The organism is Pseudomonas sp. PD9R (assembly GCF_019200975.1).
GTDB lineage: Bacteria > Pseudomonadota > Gammaproteobacteria > Pseudomonadales > Pseudomonadaceae > Aquipseudomonas.
The window spans coordinates 48,760-70,852 of the sequence record NZ_JAHTMR010000008.1 but is presented as its reverse complement, the minus strand read 5'-3'; the positions used below and the strand labels follow the sequence as shown (position 1 = coordinate 70,852).

General features: G+C 59.5%; 22 protein-coding genes and 1 pseudogene. 12 read left to right on the top strand and 11 right to left on the bottom strand.

Annotation, left to right across the window (positions count from 1 at the left end; translation table 11 throughout):
* The first annotated feature begins 10 nt into the window (after positions 1–10).
* From glcD to yghX, 5 genes are all read left to right on the top strand, one after another.
* Positions 11–1,510 (top strand): glycolate oxidase subunit GlcD, encoded by a 1,500-nt coding sequence (gene glcD, locus KUF73_RS16960; protein ID WP_218439208.1) that lies wholly within the window; start codon positions 11–13, stop codon positions 1,508–1,510.
* The gene (gene glcE, locus KUF73_RS16955) at positions 1,510–2,574 is read left to right on the top strand and encodes a glycolate oxidase subunit GlcE (RefSeq protein ID WP_218439207.1); all 1,065 of its coding nucleotides are present in this window, start codon (positions 1,510–1,512) and stop codon (positions 2,572–2,574) included. The genes glcD and glcE overlap by 1 nt, the downstream gene beginning before the upstream one ends.
* A gap of 3 nt (positions 2,575–2,577) precedes the next feature.
* Positions 2,578–3,795: a glycolate oxidase subunit GlcF gene (gene glcF, locus KUF73_RS16950; RefSeq protein WP_218439206.1), complete on the top strand. Its 1,218-nt coding sequence runs from the start codon at positions 2,578–2,580 to the stop codon at positions 3,793–3,795.
* A gap of 20 nt (positions 3,796–3,815) precedes the next feature.
* Positions 3,816–4,217, top strand: a complete 402-nt coding sequence (locus tag KUF73_RS16945; protein ID WP_218439205.1) for a heme-binding protein — start codon at positions 3,816–3,818, stop codon at positions 4,215–4,217.
* Between the two features lie 159 nt (positions 4,218–4,376).
* Positions 4,377–5,264 (top strand): YghX family hydrolase, encoded by an 888-nt coding sequence (gene yghX / locus KUF73_RS16940; protein WP_218439204.1) that lies wholly within the window; start codon positions 4,377–4,379, stop codon positions 5,262–5,264.
* 208 nt (positions 5,265–5,472) lie between these two features.
* Here the strand turns inward: yghX and KUF73_RS16935 are convergent, their stop codons facing one another.
* On the bottom strand, positions 5,473–6,126 hold the full coding sequence (locus KUF73_RS16935; RefSeq protein ID WP_218439203.1) for a peroxiredoxin: 654 nt from the start codon (positions 6,124–6,126) through the stop codon (positions 5,473–5,475).
* 118 nt (positions 6,127–6,244) lie between these two features.
* Positions 6,245–7,189 carry an aldo/keto reductase gene (locus KUF73_RS16930; RefSeq protein WP_218439202.1) on the bottom strand — a complete coding sequence of 315 codons (945 nt, stop codon included), beginning with the start codon at positions 7,187–7,189 and terminating at the stop codon, positions 6,245–6,247.
* 93 nt (positions 7,190–7,282) lie between these two features.
* On the opposite strand from KUF73_RS16930, the gene KUF73_RS16925 reads away from it, so the two are divergent.
* Positions 7,283–8,071, top strand: a complete 789-nt coding sequence (locus KUF73_RS16925) for an alpha/beta hydrolase (protein ID WP_218439201.1) — start codon at positions 7,283–7,285, stop codon at positions 8,069–8,071.
* A 136-nt stretch (positions 8,072–8,207) separates the two neighbouring features.
* On the opposite strand, the gene KUF73_RS16920 is transcribed toward KUF73_RS16925, so the two are convergent.
* The 5 genes and pseudogenes from KUF73_RS16920 to KUF73_RS16900 all read right to left on the bottom strand — a co-directional run bounded on the left by KUF73_RS16920 (position 8,208) and on the right by KUF73_RS16900 (position 13,225).
* Positions 8,208–9,482, bottom strand: coding sequence for a glucarate dehydratase family protein (locus KUF73_RS16920; protein ID WP_218439200.1), 1,275 nt, complete (start codon positions 9,480–9,482; stop codon positions 8,208–8,210).
* A pseudogene (locus KUF73_RS16915) lies at positions 9,479–9,979 on the bottom strand (MFS transporter); the annotation flags it as partial. The gene KUF73_RS16920 and the pseudogene KUF73_RS16915, both read right to left, overlap by 4 nt.
* 135 nt (positions 9,980–10,114) lie before the next feature.
* Entirely contained in the window at positions 10,115–10,906 is a 792-nt protein-coding gene (locus KUF73_RS16910) for an SDR family oxidoreductase (protein ID WP_218439199.1), read from the bottom strand.
* Positions 10,907–10,918: 12 nt separating this feature from the next.
* Positions 10,919–12,241, bottom strand: coding sequence for an MFS transporter (locus tag KUF73_RS16905; protein WP_218439198.1), 1,323 nt, complete (start codon positions 12,239–12,241; stop codon positions 10,919–10,921).
* 45 nt (positions 12,242–12,286) lie between these two features.
* Complete coding sequence (locus KUF73_RS16900; protein ID WP_218439197.1) at positions 12,287–13,225, bottom strand: 3-keto-5-aminohexanoate cleavage protein; 939 nt, start codon at positions 13,223–13,225, stop codon at positions 12,287–12,289.
* Positions 13,226–13,383: 158 nt separating this feature from the next.
* Between KUF73_RS16900 and KUF73_RS16895 the strand changes: the two genes are divergently transcribed.
* Entirely contained in the window at positions 13,384–14,412 is a 1,029-nt protein-coding gene (locus KUF73_RS16895) for an AraC family transcriptional regulator (RefSeq protein WP_218439196.1), read from the top strand.
* A gap of 34 nt (positions 14,413–14,446) precedes the next feature.
* On the opposite strand, the gene KUF73_RS16890 is transcribed toward KUF73_RS16895, so the two are convergent.
* On the bottom strand, positions 14,447–15,652 hold the full coding sequence (locus KUF73_RS16890) for an OprD family porin (protein WP_218439195.1): 1,206 nt from the start codon (positions 15,650–15,652) through the stop codon (positions 14,447–14,449).
* A 377-nt stretch (positions 15,653–16,029) separates the two neighbouring features.
* Here KUF73_RS16890 and KUF73_RS16885 point away from each other — a divergent pair, with 377 nt between their 5' ends.
* Both KUF73_RS16885 and KUF73_RS16880 read left to right on the top strand, forming a co-directional pair.
* Positions 16,030–16,659 (top strand): hypothetical protein, encoded by a 630-nt coding sequence (locus KUF73_RS16885; protein ID WP_218439194.1) that lies wholly within the window; start codon positions 16,030–16,032, stop codon positions 16,657–16,659.
* A gap of 19 nt (positions 16,660–16,678) precedes the next feature.
* Positions 16,679–17,311: a metalloregulator ArsR/SmtB family transcription factor gene (locus KUF73_RS16880; protein WP_218439193.1), complete on the top strand. Its 633-nt coding sequence runs from the start codon at positions 16,679–16,681 to the stop codon at positions 17,309–17,311.
* A 10-nt stretch (positions 17,312–17,321) separates the two neighbouring features.
* On the opposite strand, the gene KUF73_RS16875 is transcribed toward KUF73_RS16880, so the two are convergent.
* The gene (locus KUF73_RS16875; protein WP_218439192.1) at positions 17,322–17,693 is read right to left on the bottom strand and encodes a hypothetical protein; all 372 of its coding nucleotides are present in this window, start codon (positions 17,691–17,693) and stop codon (positions 17,322–17,324) included.
* A 174-nt stretch (positions 17,694–17,867) separates the two neighbouring features.
* Between KUF73_RS16875 and KUF73_RS16870 the strand changes: the two genes are divergently transcribed.
* The gene (locus tag KUF73_RS16870; protein WP_218439191.1) at positions 17,868–18,716 is read left to right on the top strand and encodes a CAP domain-containing protein; all 849 of its coding nucleotides are present in this window, start codon (positions 17,868–17,870) and stop codon (positions 18,714–18,716) included.
* 157 nt (positions 18,717–18,873) lie between these two features.
* On the opposite strand, the gene KUF73_RS16865 is transcribed toward KUF73_RS16870, so the two are convergent.
* Together KUF73_RS16865 and KUF73_RS16860 are read right to left on the bottom strand one after the other, a co-directional pair.
* Positions 18,874–19,503, bottom strand: coding sequence for a PQQ-binding-like beta-propeller repeat protein (locus KUF73_RS16865; protein ID WP_218439190.1), 630 nt, complete (start codon positions 19,501–19,503; stop codon positions 18,874–18,876).
* A gap of 36 nt (positions 19,504–19,539) precedes the next feature.
* Positions 19,540–20,760 carry a helix-turn-helix domain-containing protein gene (locus KUF73_RS16860; protein WP_218439189.1) on the bottom strand — a complete coding sequence of 407 codons (1,221 nt, stop codon included), beginning with the start codon at positions 20,758–20,760 and terminating at the stop codon, positions 19,540–19,542.
* Between the two features lie 85 nt (positions 20,761–20,845).
* On the opposite strand from KUF73_RS16860, the gene KUF73_RS16855 reads away from it, so the two are divergent.
* Positions 20,846–21,607 carry a thioredoxin family protein gene (locus KUF73_RS16855; RefSeq protein ID WP_218439188.1) on the top strand — a complete coding sequence of 254 codons (762 nt, stop codon included), beginning with the start codon at positions 20,846–20,848 and terminating at the stop codon, positions 21,605–21,607.
* A 187-nt stretch (positions 21,608–21,794) separates the two neighbouring features.
* Positions 21,795–22,073 (top strand): Rho-binding antiterminator, encoded by a 279-nt coding sequence (locus tag KUF73_RS16850; RefSeq protein WP_218439187.1) that lies wholly within the window; start codon positions 21,795–21,797, stop codon positions 22,071–22,073.
* The last annotated feature ends 20 nt before the right edge of the window (positions 22,074–22,093 follow it).

The following is a 22,093-nucleotide window of genomic DNA, read 5'->3' as shown; positions in this document are numbered from 1 at the left end:
TAAAGCGACTATGAACATTCTCTACGACGAACGCGTCGACGGCGCTCTGCCTGACGTGGACAAGGCCGGTTTGTTGCAGGCTCTGCACGTGCAGTGGCCGGACCTGGAGGTGCTGCACCAACAGGAAGAGCTCAAACCGTACGAATGCGATGGGCTCTCGGCGTACCGCACCACGCCCATGTTGGTGGTATTACCGCGTGACATCGCCCAGGTTCAGGGCGTGCTGCGGCTGTGCCATGAGCGGCAAGTACCCGTGGTCGCCCGTGGTGCCGGGACCGGTTTGTCCGGTGGTGCCTTGCCCTTGGAAAAAGGCGTGCTGCTGGTGATGGCGCGCTTCAATCAGATCCTGCACATCGACCCCGCCGCCCGGACCGCACGGGTCCAGCCGGGGGTGCGCAATCTGGCGATTTCCCAGGCCGCGGCCCAGTACGGTCTCTATTACGCACCAGACCCTTCTTCGCAAATCGCCTGCTCCATCGGCGGCAACGTCGCCGAAAACGCTGGCGGCGTGCATTGCCTGAAGTACGGCCTGACCGTGCACAACGTGCTGAAGGTCGACATCCTCACCGTCGAGGGCGAATGCCTGAGCCTGGGCTCGAACGCCCTCGACTCCCCCGGCTTCGACCTGCTGGCCTTGTTCACCGGCTCCGAAGGCATGCTCGGGGTGATTACCGAAGTCACGGTCAAGCTGCTGCCCAAACCACAATCCGCCAAGGTGCTGCTGGCGGCGTTCGATTCCGTGGAAAAGGCTGGCAGAGCGGTTGGCGACATCATCGCGGCGGGGATCATTCCCGGTGGCCTGGAGATGATGGACAACCTGGCCATCCGCGCTGCCGAAGACTTTATCCACGCCGGCTACCCGGTCGAGGCCCAAGCCATTCTGCTGTGCGAACTCGACGGAGTTGAAGCCGACGTGCACGACGACTGCAATCGCGTGCGCCAGGTGCTGGAGAGCGCTGGAGCCACCGAAGTACGCCAGGCCAAAGATGAAGCCGAACGCGTGCGCTTCTGGGCCGGGCGCAAGAATGCCTTCCCGGCGGTGGGCCGCCTGTCGCCGGATTATTACTGCATGGACGGCACGATTCCGCGCCGCGAGTTGCCCGGTGTTTTGCACGCTATCGCCCAGTTGTCGGCGGAATACGGATTGCGGGTGGCCAACGTATTCCATGCCGGTGACGGCAACATGCACCCACTGATTCTGTTCGATGCCAATCAACCGGGTGAACTGCAACGCGCCGAAACCCTGGGCGGCAAGATTCTGGAGTTGTGCGTGAAAGTCGGCGGCAGCATCACCGGGGAACACGGGGTCGGGCGCGAGAAAATCAACCAGATGTGCGCGCAATTCAACAGCGATGAGCTGACGCTGTTTCATGCCGTCAAAGCGGCGTTCGACCCCAGCGGTTTGCTCAACCCCGGCAAGAACATTCCGACCCTGCACCGCTGCGCCGAGTTTGGCGCCATGCACGTGCACGCGGGGCAACTGCCCTTCCCTGACCTGGAGCGTTTCTGATGCACGGAACAGGCGATATCGATGACAGCAGCCTGCTGCTGGAGCAGATCAACCAGGCGCTGGAAAACGCCACGCCTCTGCGCATTCAGGGTTCCAACAGCAAGGCCTTTCTTGGGCGCATCGTCGCGGGGGAAATACTCGACACTCGCTCACACCGGGGCATCGTCAGCTACGACCCGACCGAACTGGTGATCACAGCTCGCTGCGGCACGCCGCTGGCCGAGCTGTCGCACGTGCTGGACGCCGCGCAGCAGATGTTGCCCTGCGAACCGCCCTCGTTTGGTGACGACGCTACCGTAGGCGGCATGATTGCCTGCGGACTTTCAGGGCCGCGTCGTCCATGGTCAGGCTCTGTCCGGGACTTTGTGCTGGGCACCCGGGTAATCACCGGCCACGGCAAACATCTTCGCTTCGGCGGTGAAGTCATGAAGAACGTTGCCGGTTACGACCTGTCGCGACTGATGGCCGGCAGCTACGGCACCCTTGGGCTGATCACCGAAGTGTCGCTCAAGGTCCTGCCCAAACCCCGGAAATGTTTGAGTATCAGCCTGGAAATGAACAGTGAACGCGCCTTGCTGCGCCTGGCTGAATGGGGCCAGCAACCGTTGCCGATCAGCGCCGCGTGCCATGACGGTTTGCGCCTGCACTTGCGGCTTGAGGGAGGTGAAGGCTCAGTGGCGGCGGCCCATGATCGCTTGGGCGGCGAATTATTGGATGCATCCTACTGGCTCGACCTCAATGAACATCGCTTGAGCTTTTTCGATGAAGACCAACCGCTTTCGCGCCTGTCGCTGCCCAATAACACGCCGAAACTGTCGCTGCCGGGCCAGCAACTGATCGATTGGGGCGGCGCCCAGCGCTGGCTCAAGTCCGACGCCGAAGCGGCATTCATTCGCCAGGTCGTCGATGAAGTCGGCGGGCACGTGACCTGCTACAGCCACGGGCTGACCGACAGCCCATTCCAGCCGCTGCCCACCGCACTGATGCGCTTGCACCAGAACCTGAAGCAGCAACTTGATCCACGGGGCGTTTTCAACCCCGGTCGCCTGTACGCGGAGTTCTGACCCATGCAGACCACTTTGAGCGAAAGCGCCCGCCGACTGCCCCGTGCTGAAGAAGCCGATAGCATCCTGCGCACCTGTGTGCACTGCGGTTTTTGCAATGCCACTTGCCCGACCTATCAATTGCTCGGCGATGAACTGGATGGCCCACGGGGGCGTATCTACCTGATCAAACAGGTGCTGGAAGGCAACGAGGTCACGCAAAAAACCCAGCAACATCTGGATCGCTGCCTGTCGTGCCGCAACTGCGAAACCACCTGCCCGTCCGGTGTCGACTACCACAACTTGCTGGACATCGGCCGCGCAGTGGTCGATGCGGCGGTGCCACGCCCAATGGGCCAGCGACTGCTGCGTGAAAGTTTGCGCACATTGGTGCCGCATCCGGATCTGTTCAAAGGGTTGGTCAGCAGCGGCCAGGTATTCCGGGCGTTGCTGCCCGATGCGCTGCAAAGCAAATTACCGCGCAGTGTACCTGCGACCAAACTTCGCCCCGCCACCCACCATGCGCGGCAAGTGCTGATGCTCGAAGGTTGCGTGCAACCGGGCCTGTCGCCCAATACCAACGTGGCCGCCGCACGGGTACTGGATCGACTGGGGATCAGCGTCACGCCGAGCCGCGAAGCTGGCTGCTGCGGTGCAGTCGACTATCATCTGGATGCACAGGCTGCCGGCCTCGATCGTGCCCGGCACAACATTGACGCCTGGTGGCCGAGCATCGAAAAAGGCGCAGAGGCCATCGTGCAGACCGCCAGCGGCTGTGGTGCGTTCATCAAGGATTACGGCCATTTGCTCAGCAGCGATCCGGCCTATGCCGACAAGGCCAAAACGGTGAGCGCACTGGCCAAGGACCTGGTTGAAGTGTTGCGCGACGAGCCGTTGGCGCAACTGGGCATACACAGCGCCCAGCGCCTGGCGTTCCATTGCCCGTGTACCTTGCAGCACGCGCAAAAACTCGGCGGTGCGGTGGAATCGCTGCTGATTCGCCTGGGTTTCAACCTGACGTCCGTGCCTGACAGCCATTTGTGCTGCGGCTCGGCGGGCACTTACTCGCTGACCCAACCGGTATTGTCCAGGCAACTGCGTGATAACAAGATGAATGCGCTGGAAAGCGGCTACCCCGAAGTGATTGTCACGGCCAATATTGGCTGTCAGGCACACCTCGACGGTGCGGGTCGAACGCCGGTCCGGCACTGGATCGAAGTGCTCGAAGACGCGCTACGTTAACTCAATCCTGGAAGATGCCCATGAACAGCAAAGCCGTGTTAAGCCAGAGCGAAGTCGGCCAGATTCTCGCTGCCGCCCGCACCGAAGCCCAAAGCAACCAGTGGGCGGTGACCATCGTTGTTGTCGATGACGGTGGGCACCCGCTGGCCCTCGAACGTCTCGACGGCGCATCGCCCATCAGCGCCTACATCGCCACCGAAAAGGCCCGCACCTCGGCACTGGGTCGGCGTGAATCCAAAGGTTATGAAGACATGGTCAACGGCGGGAGGCATGCCTTTTTGTCGGCACCGTTGCTGACCTCCCTTGAAGGTGGCGTGCCGATCATCGTCGACGGCCAGGTGATCGGCGCGGTCGGGGTGTCCGGGGTCAAGGCCGAGCAGGATGCGCAGGTGGCTAAAGCCGGGGCGCAGACTCTCAAATGATCACAAATCCACTGTAGGAGCTGCCGCAGGCTGCGATCTTTTGATCTTGTTTTTTGGTGCCGTTGGAATTGCTGAAGATCAAAAAATCAGATCAAAAGATCGCAGCCTGCGGCAGCTCCTACAGGGGAATATTTTTTTCGATTAAGAGGATGCATACCAATGCCCCGCCTCACCGCCAAAGACTTTTCCCCGCAACTGCTGGAACTCTACGACTACTACGCCCATGGCCTGATCAACCGGCGCGAATTTCTCGACCGTGCCGCGCTGTTCACCCTCGGCGGCTTGACCGCCAGTGCGTTGCTGGCCTCCTTGAGCCCCGATTACGCCCTGGCCGAACAAGTCGAGTTCACTGACCCGGATATCCTCGCCGAGTACATCACCTACCCTTCACCCAAGGGTCACGGCCAGGTTCGTGGCTATCTGGTGCGCCCGGCCAAGGCCAGCGGCAAAGTTCCGGCGGTGGTGGTCGTGCACGAAAACCGTGGTCTCAACCCTTACATCGAGGACGTCGCCCGGCGGCTGGCCAAGGCCGGTTTCATCGCCCTCGCCCCGGATGGCCTGACGTCGGTCGGCGGTTATCCCGGCAACGACGACAAGGGCCGGGAGTTGCAGGCGACGGTCGATCCGGAAAAGCTCATGAATGACTTTTTCGCCGCCGTCGAATGGCTGATGAAACACGACGCCGGCAGCGGCAAAGTCGGCATCACCGGTTTCTGTTACGGCGGTGGCGTGGTTAATGCGGCAGCTGTGGCTTATCCGGAACTGGGGGCTGCGGTGTCGTTTTACGGGCGTCAGCCGGACGCCAAGGATGTCGCGCGAATCAAGGCCCCGGTGATGCTGCACTATGGTGAGCTGGATACACGGATCAATGAGGGATGGCCGGCGTATGAGCAGGCGTTGAAGGCTGGGGGCAAGACGTATGAGGCGTTTATCTACCCCGGCTGTAACCATGGTTTTCACAATGATTCCACGCCGCGTTATGACGAGGCGGCAGCGAAGCTGGCGTGGGAGCGGACGTTGGGGTGGTTTAAAAAGTATCTGGTTTGATGGGCATTTTTTTGGCCAACAGGGTTGGCCTCATCGCGAGCAAGCTCGCTCCCACATGGCGCTGGTGTCGTAAATCAATTTTGTGAACGATACCGCCCCTGTAGGAGCTGCCGCAGGCTGCGATCTTTTGATCTGTTTTTAAAGATCAAAAGATCGTCCGAACGCGGCCCGAGCCTTCGGCAGCTCCTACAGGGTTGATCGTTGATGATTATTTAGGCTGTGCCACGGTCCGCAGATACGGCTTCAGCGTTTTGAAACCCTCCGGGTATTTCTTCTTCGCATCTTCATCGGACACCGACGTCGGGATGATCACATCTTCACCCGGACGCCAGTTCACAGGCGTTGCCACCGTGTGCTTGGCATTGAGTTGCAGCGAATCGAGCAAACGCAGCACCTCGTCGAAATTGCGTCCGGCACTCATCGGGTAGATCAGCATCGCCTTGACCTTTTTGTCCGGACCGACAATGAACACCGAACGCACGGTGGCGTTGTCCACGGCGGTACGCGAGCCGCCGCTGGCATTGGGGTGAATCATGTCGTAGAGCTTGGCCACCACCAGGTTTTCGTCGCCGATCAGCGGATAGTTGACGGCGTTGCCTTGGGTTTCTTCGATATCACCGACCCATTTGTTGTGGTCACTGACCGGGTCGATGCTCAGCCCGAGGATCTTGGTGTTGCGCTTGTCGAACTCCGGTTTGAGCTTGGCCAGGTAACCCAGCTCAGTGGTGCAAACGGGGGTGAAATCCTTCGGATGGGAAAACAGGATGGCCCACTTGTCACCCACCCACTCATGAAAGTTGAGCGTGCCTTCGGTGGTTTGCGCGGTGAAATCCGGTGCTACGTCGCCAATACGGATGGACATGTTCGATCTCCTTGCAGGGATGGTCGGGGCGCCGTTATGGGACCGGATGCGGTTTCAACGGCATGGGGAGTCGGCTAACGCGAAACAGTATAGGAGAGGTTCCACGACACGCCGGTCCCTACTCCACTAGAGCAATCAACTGATGACGCTGCGCATCAGTAAGCATCGGGCCGAAACCGGCGCCGGCGTTTTCCGCCATGTAGCGCGGGTTGCCAGTGCCGGGGATCACGCAAGTCACCGCCGAATGCGACAACAGGAACTTCAGCGCCAGTTGTGGCCAGCTCTTGACCCCGACTTGCGCCGCCCATCCGGGCAACGGTTTGTCCTTGAGGCGACCGAGCAGGCCACCGCCGCCGAACGGCCGATTGCAGATCACCGCCACGCCCCGTTCACGGCACAGCGGCAGGATGCGTTTTTCCACGCCACGATCGTCCAGCGCGTAGTTGATCTGCAAGAAATCCAGCGGTTCGGACTTGAGCACCGCCTCCACTTCCTCATAGGCCGAGGCGGTGTAATGGGTGATGCCGATATAGCGAATGCGCCCCGCCTCCTTCCAGTGGCGCAACGTCGGCAGATGGATTTGCCAATCCAGCAGGTTGTGAATCTGCATCAAATCTATGCAGTCGGTCTGCAATAGCGCGAAGGACTGCTCCATTTGCGCAATGCCCTCTTCGCGGCCACGCGTCCACACCTTGGTTGCCAGAAACGCTGGCGAACGCGGTTCATGGATCGACAGCAATTCGCCGGTGGTCTGTTCGGCACGACCGTACATCGGCGAGCTGTCGATCAGGGTTCCGCCCTTCTCGAACAGCGCATCCAGTACATCGGGCAGGGCTTTGTAGGCTGGATCGCCAGGGGCAACATCAAAACCGCGATAGGTGCCCAACCCGACAATGGGCAGTGCTTCGGCGCTGGAAGGAATGGCGCGGGTCTGCATGGTCTTGCCTCCTGTTCCCGTCGACGGCGTGGATTGCGCCCCGGCCGGACCGAACGTGAAGGCCGCCGAAGCACCGGCAGCCAGCGTAAGTATTTCCCTGCGAGTGAAACCATCGGGATGGCTCATGACCTTGCCCTCATCAGTCGGCCGGCCCCGCCGTCGATTGACTACACTCTGACAGCGATCCAGCGCTAGCCGTGTTCACACCCCGAGCCGTCAATGTCGTCCACTAACGTTAGCCGAATGTCACGCAACCTGATGCTACTCGTCGTTATCCTTGCCGCGTTGTACCTGATGCTTTGCGTTGCGCTGTTCGTATTTCAACGCGCGCTGATCTACTACCCGCAGCCTCGCGCTGTCGGGACCGCCGCGTCATTGCTCACCCTGGCCGTCGACGACGCACAGGTGCAGGTTTGCGTCAGACCACACGACGGTCCCAATGCACTGATTTATTTTGGCGGCAATGCCGAGGACGTTTCGCGCAACCTGCCGGAGTTCGCCCAGGCGTTCCCCGACTACGCGCTGTATTTGCTGCATTACCGAGGCTACGGTGGCAGCAGCGGTTCGCCCTCCGAGGAGGCGATAGCCCACGACGCCCTGGCCTTGTTCGACAAGGTCTACGCCACCCATCCACACGTCGCGGTGGTCGGGCGCAGCCTGGGTTCCGGAGTTGCCATACGCCTGGCCAGCCAACGCCCGGCAGCGCGATTGGTGTTGATCACCCCCTACAACAGCCTTGAAGGACTCGCCGCCCGTCAGTTCCGCTGGTTTCCGGTGAAGTGGCTGTTGAAGGACAAATTCGAATCCTGGCGCTACGCGGCGCACATCTCAGTGCCGACACGGCTGATCGCCGCCGAGCACGACGAAGTGATACCGCGTTCAAGCACGCAGCTGCTCTTTAGCCACTTTGCCAAGGGCGTGGCGACGCTGCAGGTGATTGCAGGGACGGGGCACAATTCGATCAGTGACAGCCCTGATTACCTCAAGGCATTGAGGGACGGTTTGTAAAGATCAAAAGATCGCAGCCGGTGTACGCATTCCCTGTAGGAGCTGCCGAAGGCTGCAATCTTTTGATCTCCAAAGACTGGCAAAAAAATGGTCCGAGGCGCGACCAAACACGCTCGGACCAAAGGTCTACACGCAATCAAAAACGCGGTTTAACGGCCTTCCAGTCCGGCTTGTAACGCCGCATCTGCTTGACGTCATCGCGCTGGCGAATGCCGCAGGTCAGGTACTGATCATGCAACTTGCCCAATTGATCGTGATCCAGTTCCAGGCTCAGGCCCGGTGCACGGGTGATTTTCACGCAGCGATCGACGATCGGTAGCTTGCCGCCCTTGATCACTTCCTCATCCGGTTCCTGCCACGGGTAATGGGTGTCACAGGCGTAGTCGAGGTTCGGCACCGAGGCGGCAACGTGAGCCATGGCCATCAGGCTGATGCCCAGGTGTGAGTTGGAGTGCATCGACACGCCAAGGCCAAAGGTCTCGCACATCTTCGCCAGCGCCTGGGTATCGCGCAGGCCGCCCCAATAGTGGTGATCGGCGAGGACGATCTGCACACTGTTCTGCGCCACACTGCGGCGGAATTCGTCGAAATCGGTGACCACCATGTTGGTCGCCAGCGGCAGCCCGGTGCGTTTGTGCAGCTCGGCCATGCCGTCCAGGCCCGGCGTTGGGTCTTCGTAATACTGCAGGTCGTCGCCCAGCAGTTCGGCCATGCGGATCGACGTTTCCAGCGACCAATTGCCATTGGGGTCGATGCGCAACGGGTAGTCGGGGAAGGCTTTTTTAAGTGCCTTGATGCACGACACTTCATGCTCCGGCGGCAACGTGCCGGCCTTGAGCTTGATGCTCTTGAAACCGTATGCCTCGATCATCCGTCGCGCCTGGGCGACGATTTGTTCCTCGTTCAGCGCCTCGCCCCAATTGTCCGGTTTGTAGGGTGAATCAACATGCTGTGCGTATTTGAAGAACAGATACGCGCTGAACGGAATCTCGTCGCGGATCGCCCCGCCCAGCAAGTCCACCAACGGCACGTTCAACGAATGCGCCTGCAAATCGAGGAACGCCACTTCGAACGCCGAATAGGCATTGCTCACCGCTTTACTCGCATGAGAACCGGGCGCCAGTTCCGCCCCGGCAATGCTTGCCGGTTTGTTCGCCGCTACCGTCGCCTGGACGATGGCGCGCAACTGATTGAGGTTGAACGGGTCAAGGCCGATCAGCTGGCTTTGCAGTTGCTGCTGGATTGCCAGCGCCGGGGCATCGCCATAACTTTCACCGAGGCCGATGTAGCCATTGTCGCTTTCGATCTCGATGATCGAGCGCAGCGCGAAGGGTTCGTGGATGCCGCTGGCGTTGAGCAATGGCGGATCACGGAAGGCGATGGGGGTGACGGTGACTCGGATGATTTTCAAGAGGCTGCTCCCGTTGGATCAGATTTCAGGGCGTGATGACTTAACGGCTTTTTTGCGGGCAAGGTCTCGGCCGACGTGCTCAGGGCATTGCCGCGAGGTGAGGTGCGAGCGAAGAAGATCACGATGGCTGCCAGCAATGAAGTGGCCGCCAAACCGTACAGACCACCTTCAATGGACCCGGTGGTTTGCTCCAGGAAACCGAACGTGGTCGGCGCAACGAACCCGCCGAGGTTGCCGATCGAGTTGATCAGGGCGATCACTGCCGCCGCGATCCGCGCATCCAGATAGCCTTGCGGAATTGGCCAGAACAACGCCGAGGCAGCCTTGAAACCGATGGCGGCAAAACAGATGGCGACGAAGGCGAAGATTGGACCACCGGTTGTGGACATGAACATGCCGAACGCGGCAATCACCAGCGTTACCGCGACCCAGGCCTGCTGGTATTTCCATTTGCTGGCCATGGCAGCGAAGCCGTACATCGCGATGATGGAGATGATCGGGATGACAACGAGCTACGGGTGAATGTCGATTACACCTGGAAGTTGTGGTGAGGAGCAGCTCGCTGAGCCGCTAGTAGTCATGGATTGAAGTGTGCCCCGGTGTCTTTCGCGACACCGGAACACACCAGTCAATCAGAGGTACTCGACGTTCCCGTCAACACTGATGGCCTGGCCAGTGACGTTCACCGCCGCTTGAGACGACAGGAACAACGCCATCGCCGCCACATCCTCCATCGTTACCATCCGGCGTAAGGAGATTTTCTCCAGGTACTGCTCGCGCATGGCTTCGAAGCTGATGTCCAGCGTCTTCGCCCGTGCATCAATCACCCGGTCCATGCGCTCGCCCGCCACAACGCCAGGCAAGATCGCATTGACGCGGATGTTGTGCGGCCCGAGTTCGTTGGCCAGCGACTTCATCAACCCGACAATCGCCCACTTGGTGGAGGCATAAGGCGTTCGGAATGGATACCCCAATCGCCCCGCCACCGACGACATGGCAATGATGTGCGGGTTCTGCTTCGACTGCTTCAAGTACGGAACCGCTTTGCTCAGGAAGTAATATTGGCTGTTGAGGTTGGTCGAAACCGTCTGTTCCCAGGCGTCCGAATCCAGCGCTTCGATATTGCCGGTCGGCCCCGCTATGCCTGCGTTGTTGACCAGGACGTCGACACCGCCGAGCAGGGCAATCGCCTCATCCATGATCCTGTCGACATGCTGCTTGATGCCAACATCCACGACACCGCCATGCATGCCGGGGTACTCGCCTTTCATGCGTTCAACGGCGCTGGCGTTGATGTCACAAATGTAGACTTGCGCATCGACTTCATAAAAAGCCTTGGCAATGACCGCGCCGATTCCTGCCGCACCGCCGGTGATGATGACTTTCAACCGCGCTGGCGGTGTCAGCAAATCAACGATCTTCATAACCCTCTCCTTTTACTCTGTGACCGGCGTTGCAATGGGACTCACTTCAGCATCAATCGCCTTAGCCAGCAGTGGCACCAACAGTAGACCCAACACCGCGGCGGACACGATTACATAGAAACCGGACGAACTTAAACCCGAGGCCTTTTCGGCCAGGCCGAACAGATACGGCCCGGCGAAACCACCCAACAGGCCAATGGTATTGATGAACGCCAAACCTGCGGCGGCCTGAATGCCTTGCAGCCGTTTCATGGCAATGGCCCAGTAGATCGGCAGCACGCCGCCAGCGAAAAAGGCTGTGGCAGTGAACAACGCTATGCGCGCCGACGCATGTTCAATCAGGGTAAACGCCACGGAACTCGCGATCAGGCCGCCAGTGAACAAAGCAAGGCAATAACAATCACGGGCGATTTTGCGGTGAATCCTCGGCAGGATCAAAACGCCGGCCAGGAAACCGATCCCGACGCTGCTGGACAACAAGCCTACGGTCAGTGGCGAGGTAATCTGCATCTGCTGGATAATCGATGGGGTAAAGAATACCAACCCGACGAAAGCCACCTGGTTCAGGAAGTAGATCAGACCGATCAGAATCGTCGTCGGACGCTTCAGTGCCTTGACCCAATGGCCGGAGTATTCATGGGAGTTCTCATGGCCCGGCAGCAACGCATGGGCCTCCAGAGACTCAGCCTCCGCTTTGGTCAACCAGCGTGCATCGCGGGGACGCTCCGGCAGTTTGAACCACAAAATCACGCCGACAATAATGCTTGGCAGACCTTCGAGCAGGAACATCCACTGCCAGCCATGCAAGCCGCCGATGCCGTCCATCTTCATCAGCGCGCCACCAATCGGATTGCCGATGACGAGTGCCAGGGCTGGCGCGATGTAAATCCAGCCAATGGCAATCGCGCGATCCTTGGGTGCAAACCACAGCGTGACCATGTACATCAGCGCCGGAAACAGGCCGGCCTCGGCAATACCGAGCAGCACCCGCAGCAGATAGAAAGACCATTCGCCCTGGACAAACATCATGGCCGAAGACAAGGCGCCCCAGGTCACGGCGATTCTGGCGATCCAGCGACGCGGCCCGATGCGGTGCGCCAACAGATTGCTGGGCACCTCCAGCAACGCATAACCGAGGAAGAAAATCCCGGCACCGAGGCCATAGGCGGCGGCGCTGATACCGAGGTCGGCGCTCAAGGCTGCCTTGGCCAGCGCAACGTTGGTGCGGTCTAGATACGACATGAAGTAAATGGCGCACATCAACGGTATCAGTCGAGCCATCGCCCGCCGGGTGGCTAGCCAATGGATCTCAGCGGTACTGAGCATGATTGTCATGGTGAAACCTCTTTTTTATTTTTTTGGCGGGTTCAAGCAAAAGGCTTACAGGTGAACGTTGTGCTTGCCTTTGAGACCAAGCATCTGACGGGCCTCTTCAGGCGTGGCAATTTCGTAAGACAACTCCTCAAGGATGTGGCGGATTTTTCGCACCTGCTCGGCGTTGGTCTTGGCCTTCACGCCTTTGGCCAGGTAGATGCTGTCTTCCAGGCCGACGCGCACATTGCCGCCCATGATCGCGCCCATGGTCACGAACGGCAGTTGATGACGGCCAGCGCCGAGGATCGAGAACTCATAGTTCTGGCGGCCAAATAGCCGGTCAGCAGTGGATCGCATGATTGCCAGGTTTTCCGGATCAGCACCCAGGCCGCCAAGAATGCCAAAGCAGGACTGAATGAACAGCGGTGGCTTGACCAGCCCTTGTTCGACGAAATACGCCAGGTTGTAGAGATGGCCGACGTCGTAGCATTCAAACTCGAAACGCGTGCCGTATTCACCCAACTCCAGCATGATGTTCTTGATGTCCTTGAAGGTATTTTTGAACACCACGTCTTCCATGCCTTCGATGTGCTCTTTTTCCCAATCATGATTCCAGGTGGAAATTTTCCGGGCGATCGGATGGATTGAGAAGTTCATCGAGCCCATGTTCAGCGAACACAGTTCAGGCTTGGCAATCAGCGGATACGCAAGCCGTTGCGCCAGGGTCATCCGAGTGCTGCCACCGGTGGTGATGTTGATGATCGCGTCCGTAGCCTGGGCAATCGCCGGCACGAACTGGCTGAAAACCCTTGGGTCCGGTGTCGGCCGCCCGTCCAATGGATCACGGGCATGCAGGTGCAGGATCGCCGCGCCTGCTTGCGCCGCTTCGATCGACTGCTTTTCGATTTCAACCGGGGTGAGCGGAAGGAACTCGGACATCGACGGTGTGTGTGTCGCGCCTGTAATCGCGCAGGAAATGATGACTTTGCGGTTCGGCTGACTCATGAAGTGACCTGTATTGTTATGGGCTTTGCAGGCGCGATGACGATTGTGCAATTCGCAGCCGCTGCTTGCAGGACGAAGCTTATTGAATTTTCGCTGCGCCGGTAAGATCATTAACGGACATCAATGAATCCCTAAGGGACAGCGACAGGAATCTACCGATGCCACCGAAAATGCCGTTGCTTAATGATCGGATCTACGCCCCTTACAAAATTGCCGCACTGGTTGAAGTCCTCAGCGAACAAGGCATCGCGCCCGTCGACAGTCTGAGAGGCAGCGGTGTCGACGAGGACCACATCTATGACGCAACGGCACTCACTTCAGTGCGCCAATACGCAGCGGTCTGCGGCAATGCCGTGTCCCTATCGAAAGACCCGGCCACACCGTTCAAGACCGGCTCGCGCCTGCATCTCTCCGCTTACGGGATGTATGGCTACGCGCTGATGTCCTGCCTGTCACTGCGGGACTACTTCCGGCTGGGCGTGAAATATCACTCGCTGGCAACGCCGACACTGACCATCGAATGGCATGAATATGAGGACGAGGCGGTCTGGACCTTTCCCGATGCGTCCAACCCAAGCCCTTCGCGGGAGATCAAACAGTTTCTGATCGAGCAACAATTCACCCAGCACGTCACCCATCTCCAGGATGTCTTCGGCCAAAGCTGTCCGCCGACCAAGGCTTGTTTCTCCTACCCGGCACCGGCCCATGCCGCCATCTATCAGGAATATCTGGGTTGCCCGTGCGTTTTCGATCATGACCAGTGCGAGCTGCATTACGACAGCGCGATCCTCGATCAAAAACCGCATCTGGCCCACCGACTCACTGCCACGGTGCTGCAGGAGACCTGTGACCGCTTGATTGGTCAGGCAAAGGTATCTTCGGGGATTTCTGGCGAGGTATATCAGATGATGATGCAAACACCCGGCGAGTTTCCGAGCATGGAAGTCGTGGCGGACAAGCTGCACATGACCACCCGCAGCCTGCGCCGCAAACTTCAGGATGAGGACACTTCGTTCGTGGCGATTACCGACGACGTGCGCTGCTCGCTGGCTATCGAATACCTGAAAACCACGATCATGAGCACGGACGATATTGCCTTGTTGCTGGGCTTTTCCGAACCGACCAACTTTCGCCGTGCCTTCAAGCGCTGGACCGGGAAAACCACCAAAGACTATCGCCAGGGCTGAAGCGTTACTTCAGCCCTGGCGCGGCGTGTCGGTCTTATAAAATCGACAGCGGATAACTGATGATCAGTCGATTCTCGTTGAAGTCAGCCAGGCTGAAATCGCGCTTGATCACCGAGTTGCGCCAGCGCAGCGAAAGATTCTTCAACGCGCCACTTTGTAAAACATAGGACAGCTCGGACTCGCGCCCCCATTCCTTGCCATCGGTAACGCCACCAGAGTGAACATTTGAACCGCTGATGTAGCGGTTCATCAATGTCAGGCCTGGCACGCCCAAGGCGACAAAGTCATAGTCATGGCGCAGTTGCCAGGAACGCTCGTCGGCAAAGTCATAGCTGTTGCTGAAGCTGTCGTTCGCCAGTGTCGCCCCGCTCGTCCCGTTCAAACGCATCCAGTTATCGCCGTCGACTTTTTGTAGCCCGACGTAAAACGTGCTGGCCTGGTAACGTGCGGACAGCAATGCGGAATACGTTTTGTTATCCAGTTCTCCCGCTAGTTTTTTCCCATCGTCCTCACCGCTGAAAAATCCGAGGTTTGCGCCTAATAGCCAATCTCCCATTTTTTGACTATGGGTGAAGCTGAAATAACGCTGATGGTAGATGTCTTCCAGTTGCGCATACCAGGCGCCCACCTGACTCTGATTGTTATTAAACGCGTATTCCACACCGGAAAAATTGAAGCGATCAGATGTCACACCTGGTCGGTTAAACATCGACATCCGGTCCATGCTCGCATCGTTACGCGGGCTGTTACCGCGAAACTGCCCGCCATAAAACGTGAAGTTATCAAGGTCCTTTGAAGTGATTTGCGCACCGCGAAAGGTTTGCGGCAGCGAACGGCCATCGTCGGAGCGCACCACTGGCAAGGTCACCACCCACTCCCCGATACGCGCCTGGGTCTTGGCGAAGCGTATTTTTGCCGCCAGCGCCAGACGACCGAAATCATCCGCCGGGCGCCCGTCATCGTGCACCGGCAGCAATTGCGTGTTGGTGGTGCCTTTTCCGCCGTCGAGCTTTTGCGAATAGAGGCCCAGGGCGTCGAGGCCAAATCCGACGGTGCCTGTCGTGAATCCGGAGCGCGCGTCCATGATTACACTTTGCGTCCATTCTTCCGCCTTGGCCTGCGGGTATTGGCTTTCAGTGAAATTACGGTTGATGTAATAGTTTCTGAAGTTGGCATTGATGTGTGCATCTTCGAAAACGCCTTCCGCAACAGCAGGAACGGAAGTTAACGAAGCGCTCATGATCAGCAACGTTAAACACCTAGAAACAGCCTTAGCATTGACCAGGGCGCAATATCGCATACGGACTCTCTTTTATTTTTATTTAGAGCGAGATGGTTTCATCCAGAACTTTCGGCAGCCTTTAGCAGGCGTAACTTTGCTCTGGTCAGACGTCTGTCAAAGACGTCGCCAGAGCCTTTACCGACTGTTTTGTACGAGGCGATATTAACGGCATTGCGCCGCACTCATAAGATCCGTAGCAGACAGCATGGGATCTTTAAAGGACATTCTGTCAATCCATGACCGCTGATCAGAGAGTTCAGACCAAAATCATTAAAAACATATTTTTATGCCTATATTGATATTGTTGAACAATCCCACCACACGAGGGTGCCGTCATGAATATCAAAACACTGGCTCTGATCCTGCTGGCTTTCTGTGCGCAACCGGTCTGGAGCCAGACGCCCGGCGCCTCTGCGCCCGCTGCCGATAGCGCTGCACTGAGCACGCGCCTGGCATTGCGCGACTTGTGGGTCGAGCATATTTTCTGGATCAGGAACTACGCGCTGGCCAATCAGGCTGCCGACCAAAAACAAGCCAAAGTGGCGGCGGATCAGGTGGTCGATAACGCCACCAAAATCGCCAACAGCATTGCCCCGCTCTACGGCCAGCCCGCTGCTGATCAACTGCTCAAGCTGCTTGCCGGTCATTGGGGCGCGGTGAAACACTACAGCGACGCCACGGTCGCCAAAGACTCGAAGGGTAAACAGGTCGCCGTCACTGAATTGACCAGCAATGCCAAGGCGATTGCGGCGTTCCTGGCCAGCGCCAACCCCAACCTGCCGGAAGCCACGCTGGTGAATATGCTGTCCGCCCATGGCGGTCATCACATCGCGCAGATCGATGAGTTTGCCGCGCACGATTACGCCGGTGAAGCGCGGACCTGGCAGATGATGCGCACGCACATCCTGGCACTGGCCGACGCGTTGACCGCAGCGCTGGTCAAGCAATTCCCGGACAAGTTCTGACACCGCACGAGGGCACACCATGCTGGAAGGACTGGGCCGAACTCAGCAGGACTTGCTCAATGCGCTGCTGCACCACGGGGGCGGCATGAGCATTGACGAGTTGGCCGAGCATTTGGCCGTCACGCGCACGGCGATTCGCCAACATCTGGCGGCGCTGGAGCGTGACGGCCTGGTGCTGCGCGGCGACACCCGGCCGACGGGGCGGCGGCCGGAGCAGTTGTATCAGCTCACCGACCATGCCAAGGAACAGTTTCCGCGCCAGTATCAGATGCTCGCCCGTGTGCTGATCGATGAAGTCGCCGACATCATCGGGCCCGAGGCATTGGCGACGCTGATGCGTAGCCTGGGCCGCAAACTGGCCCTGGACCGCGAGCATCAGGTGGTTGATGAAGCGAAAATCGTGCAGCACATGAATCAGGCGGGATACGAGGCCGAGGTGTTTTTTCGCTCGTCCGATGCCCCGGAAATCGTTGCGCACAACTGCGTGTTTCACCGTTTGGCTGCGACGCACCCGGTGGTTTGCGAGTTGGACCTGGCGTTGATCGGGGCATTAGGGGGCGGTGAAGTCGAGCACACTGAGTGCATGGTTCGGGGCGGGCATGTGTGTCGCTTCAAACTGCGGCCAACGCAGACGCCGGAACCTGATGCCTGAAGCATTCGCGTCAATTGCGGGTTGAATGCCTGCGCGCCAGGCGTTGCTGCCAGTTTCCGGCATTGGCGCGCTGGCATTGTTCTTCAGAATCGAACTGCACGTGGGCTGCAATCGGTCTGAGCTGAACATCCGCCTCATAGAGTGCCGCGCTGGTTAACTCAATCATGCGTTCGCGTTGCCCGCTCGCCAATGCGAGGTTCATTTGCGCCTGCGTATCGAAGACCCAAATCACCCTGAGACTGGATGGAAAATCGTTGTAGTCGACCTCGTGGGTCAGCCACTCGAAACCGACGATTTCAGCTTTGGCCGTCTCGCACGCCTCGGTCAGGGTAACCACCAACAGACGTTCGATCTGCGCCTGTTCGCGTTTGTTTAATGCCATGCCTGGGTCCTTCTTGCGAGCAAAAAAAACATCATACGTTACGTCTGTCGGATGTAGGCCTTAGTCAACGAATATGCCCTCCCCCCGCGTGAACCAAGTCCCGGAACACCAGTCTTAAACCGGCGCCAATTCCTTCCCCCTAATCGTTGTCATCTCATCAGAGCTGTCCGCCCCATGCGCCATACCTTGCGCTTCACTTCGCTGTGCCTGTTTTCCTTGCTTCCCTTCGTTACCAACCCTGCTCACGCCGGTGCGGAACGACAACTGGTGGAAGCCATCAACGATTACCGCGCTCACCCCCAGCATTGTCAGCGGCCCGCCCAACGTTTGTCGCCACTGGCGCTGAAATCCAGCCTGGCGTTGCCGATCGGCTACGGCGGCGGCTTGCGGGACCAATTGAAAGCTAACGGGTATCAGGCGGTGGCGGTGCGCAGCATCCGCGTGGTAGGTGCGCAAGACGCCGAAGAGGCGTTCGACCTGCTGCAGGATGAACACTGCACCGCGTTGCTCGATAGCCAATACGCGGACATTGGTGTCAGTCGCAGCCGCGGCGAATGGCAAGTGGTGCTGGCGCAGCCAGTGCTGGATAGCCACATGACCGATACCCGGTCTGTCAGCAAAAGCTTGCTGGCACAGGTCAATGCTGCGCGGGCAAAACCGCGCCTGTGTGGTCGCCAACGCTTCGCCGCCGCACGCCCGCTCGCATGGAATGCCAACCTTGGCGCAGCGGCGCAAGGCCACAGCAAAGCAATGGCCTACGGTAACTACTTCGCTCACCAGGACCCGGATGGCGAGATGCCTGCCGACCGAGCCCGAGCCGCTGGTTTCCGTGGCCGCCAAATCGGCGAAAACATCGCCGCCGGCCAAGGCTCACCAAGCAAGGCGATGGCCGGCTGGCTCGCCAGCCCAGGGCATTGCGCCAACCTGATGAACCCGATGTTTACCCAGGTGGGGGCAGCCTACGCGACCGACGCGCGCAGTGATGAGGGGGTTTACTGGACGATGTTGTTTGGGGCGCAGTGAGGGGGCGGCGAGCGGATATTTGTAAGGAATATGGAACGTAAATGGCCGGTGTCAGGCCTCCTGCCGATGACTTGGAGCACCACAATCTTTGCGGGAGCGAGCTTGCTCGCTCCCGCAGGTCTGGTGTTTTAGCTGATCAGCATAGGGCGCCAGACCATCAAGGCCGGCGCACCACCCTCACCTTCCCGCTGCCGCCACCGCCGCAGAAAAACCGCTCGCCGCCATCGTATTCAAGCCCCGACACGCCAATGCCCGTTGGCATCGTCAGGCTCTCCAGCACCTCGCCGGTTTTCGCATCGATCCGGCGCAGTTCACTCTCTTCGCCTTCCCACGTGCCATGCCACAACGCGCCCTCAACCCAAGTCACGCCGGTGACGAAGCGATTGGATTCGATGGTGCGCAGAATGGCGCCATTCTCGGGGTCGATCTGATGGATTTTGCGCTCGCGGTACTGCCCTACCCACAGCGTGCCTTCGGCCCAGGTCAGTCCGGAGTCGTTGCCCCCGCCGGGGGCCGGGATGGTGTTGAGTATCTGGCCGGTGCGCGGGTCGATTTTATGGATTTGGTCCTCGGCGATCTGGAATAGGTGCTCACCGTCGAAGGCGGTGCCGGCATGGGCGGCGACGTCGATTGAACGCAGGGTCTTGCCGCTGTCGGGGTCGAGGGCGTTGATTTTTTCTCCGCTGGCAAACCACACCTGCTGCCCGTCCCAAGTGACGCCGCAGACGTCGTCGACATCGGCAAAGGGACCATATTCACGGAGTATTTCGGCGGCTGACTGTTTCATGCGGGTGTTCCTCGAAAGGGGCTGGTGGGGTTCATCCTAGCCACCCGGCAGCGGAACCGGGAGTAACAAGGTCGTCGCGAAACCGGGCACTGGCGGGGTCATCCAGCGCCGCGCTCGCCCGGTGCCGTACGACTGCACCTTGCCTGTCGCCGCTAATGTATCGAGGGCCCGTTGCACAGTGCGCTGGCTGTTACCCAGCGCCAGCGCCAGGGCAGAACTCGACCATGACTGGCCGTCGGCGAGCAGGGCGAACACTGCCGCATGCGGCTCCTCGACCGGTTGCGCGAGCACCACGACTTCGGTTGAAACCTGAGCGACCAGAACAAATCCGCGCCGGGTTGCGGTTACGCCGGCCAGGGGCTTCAACGCTGCGCGCAGACGCCCGATTTCGACACGTAACCGGGCGCGGTGGGATTCATCACTGAGCCTCAGGCGAAAAGCTTTGGCGATGAGTGTTTCCCTCGGCACGTCCGCCGGCCAGGCTTCGGCAAGCGTGCGCACGAGGGTAAACAGGACCGGACGCGTAGCCAGGGACACCGACATGCCTACACCGCGCACGGCATAGCGGCAAGCATCCACCACCAGCGATGTCGAGGCGAACAACGCCTCTACGTCGTCGAGCAACAATGGCCGTGCTGTTCCATGGGAAATCAGGCGTGCAGCGGGAGCGTTCAGAATCAGCGCTGCACAGTCGACTTCTGCGCTCAATGCGGGAATACCGGACTGTTGAGCGGCGAGTTCGGCCCTGGCGAGTGCATCACGTGCAATGTGCGATTCCAGGCGTCGCATGGCGATGCCGGCCACCACCAGTTCATGGGTGGCCCGCAATGCTGGTGGCAAAATCGTCGGAGCGAGTTCAGCGAGCAAGCCCTGCGCCTCGTCGAGCCGTCCGATCAGTACCAAACGGCGGATTTCCAGGTACCGCGCATGGGCCGCATTGACCACGTCACCGTGAGCCTCCAGCGTTATCCGGGCAGCATCAAGTGCCTTCACCGGCCAGCCCAGATCCCGCGAGGCCAGCGCAATTTCCGCCTCGGCAACGATGCACCGGGCCCGGGCCAACGGCTCCTTCGGTCCGAAGGCCTGCGCCGCCCTGCGCACCAGCGCTTTGGCTCGCAGCAGATCACCCAGTTGCGCCATGGCGATACCGCGTAATGCCAACGCCGGTGCATCGTCGCGCAACGCAACCCGGTTCAGCGCACCCAGCGGATCACCCGCTGCCAGTGCATGCGCGGCGGCGGTGATCAGCGAATCCATTGCAATCGCGCCACATTTGTCACTCCCATCGTTTGATACATCGTGTTTAGTCTAAATCACGACCCTCCACCAGGAGCATGCAGCGATGAACAGATACATCACCGCAACACGAGAAGATTGGCTGGCGGCGCGCCTTGAGTTGCTGGAGGCGGAAAAAGCCCTGACCCGGCTCAGCGACGAGGTGGCGCGCCAACGTCAGGCCCTGCCGTGGGTTCGGATCGACAAGGCATACCGCTTCGACACCGAGACAGGCAGCGCGCCGTTGGCCGACCTGTTCGAAGGCCGCTCGCAGCTGCTCGTCTACCACTTCATGTTCGGTTCCGATTACACGGCCGGATGCCCGTCCTGCTCAGCCATTGCGGACGGCTTCGAAGGCATCTTTACCCATCTCGCCAACCACGACGTCACGCTGATGGCGGTGTCCCGCGCACCGCTGGCGAAGCTGCAGGCGTACAAACGGCGAATGGGCTGGACGTTCCCGTGGGTGTCGGCGGGGGCCAGCGACTTCACCGCCGACTTCAACGTCTATTTCACCGATGCACAACAGCGCGAAGGGCTCGTCGAATACAACTATCAGCGCGGCGGCCATGCGATGGACGCCACACAGATTCCAGAACCCGTCGCCCGCTTCGCCGCCACCTGTGGCACCGACGCGCCGACCTACACCCGCGACAGGCCTGGCCTGAGTGCGTTTGTGCTTGAGGATGGCGAGATTTACCACACCTACTCGACTTATGCGCGCGGGCTGGACGGGCTCTGGAACATGTATCAGTGGCTGGATCGCGCGCCCAAGGGCCGAAATGAAACAGGACCGTGGTGGCGGCGGCATGATGAGTACGAGGGTTGATTGGCGGTGACGACACTGACGTCATCGCGGGCAAGCCTCGCGCCTACGGGGTTTTGCATCGTTCGAAAATTACCGATCGAACCTGTTTCCTGTAGGCGCGAGGCTTGCCCGCGAACAGGCCGGCACAGACAACCATCATCCATCCTGTCTATGCTCAATCCCACCGCAACCTGCCGGAAGCCACGCCATGAACACCTACCAACCGATGAACTGCGACCTGTATGACTATCTGGAAATCGCCTGCATGCGCGGCTATCAACTGGACATCGAGTTGAAGGATGGAACACGCCTGGTCGCCAAGGCGCTGACCACCCGAACGTCCAGCGACAAGGAAGAATTCCTCAGCCTGGAAACGGCTGACGGCCCGCGGGACATCCGCCTGGACCAACTGCTGGCCGTCACGCCACTGGACGCTAATGCACAGTTCGGCCGGGTGGTTTTTTCCGATTCCGTGTGCACGTTCTAACGTCGGCGGACCACCAGCAA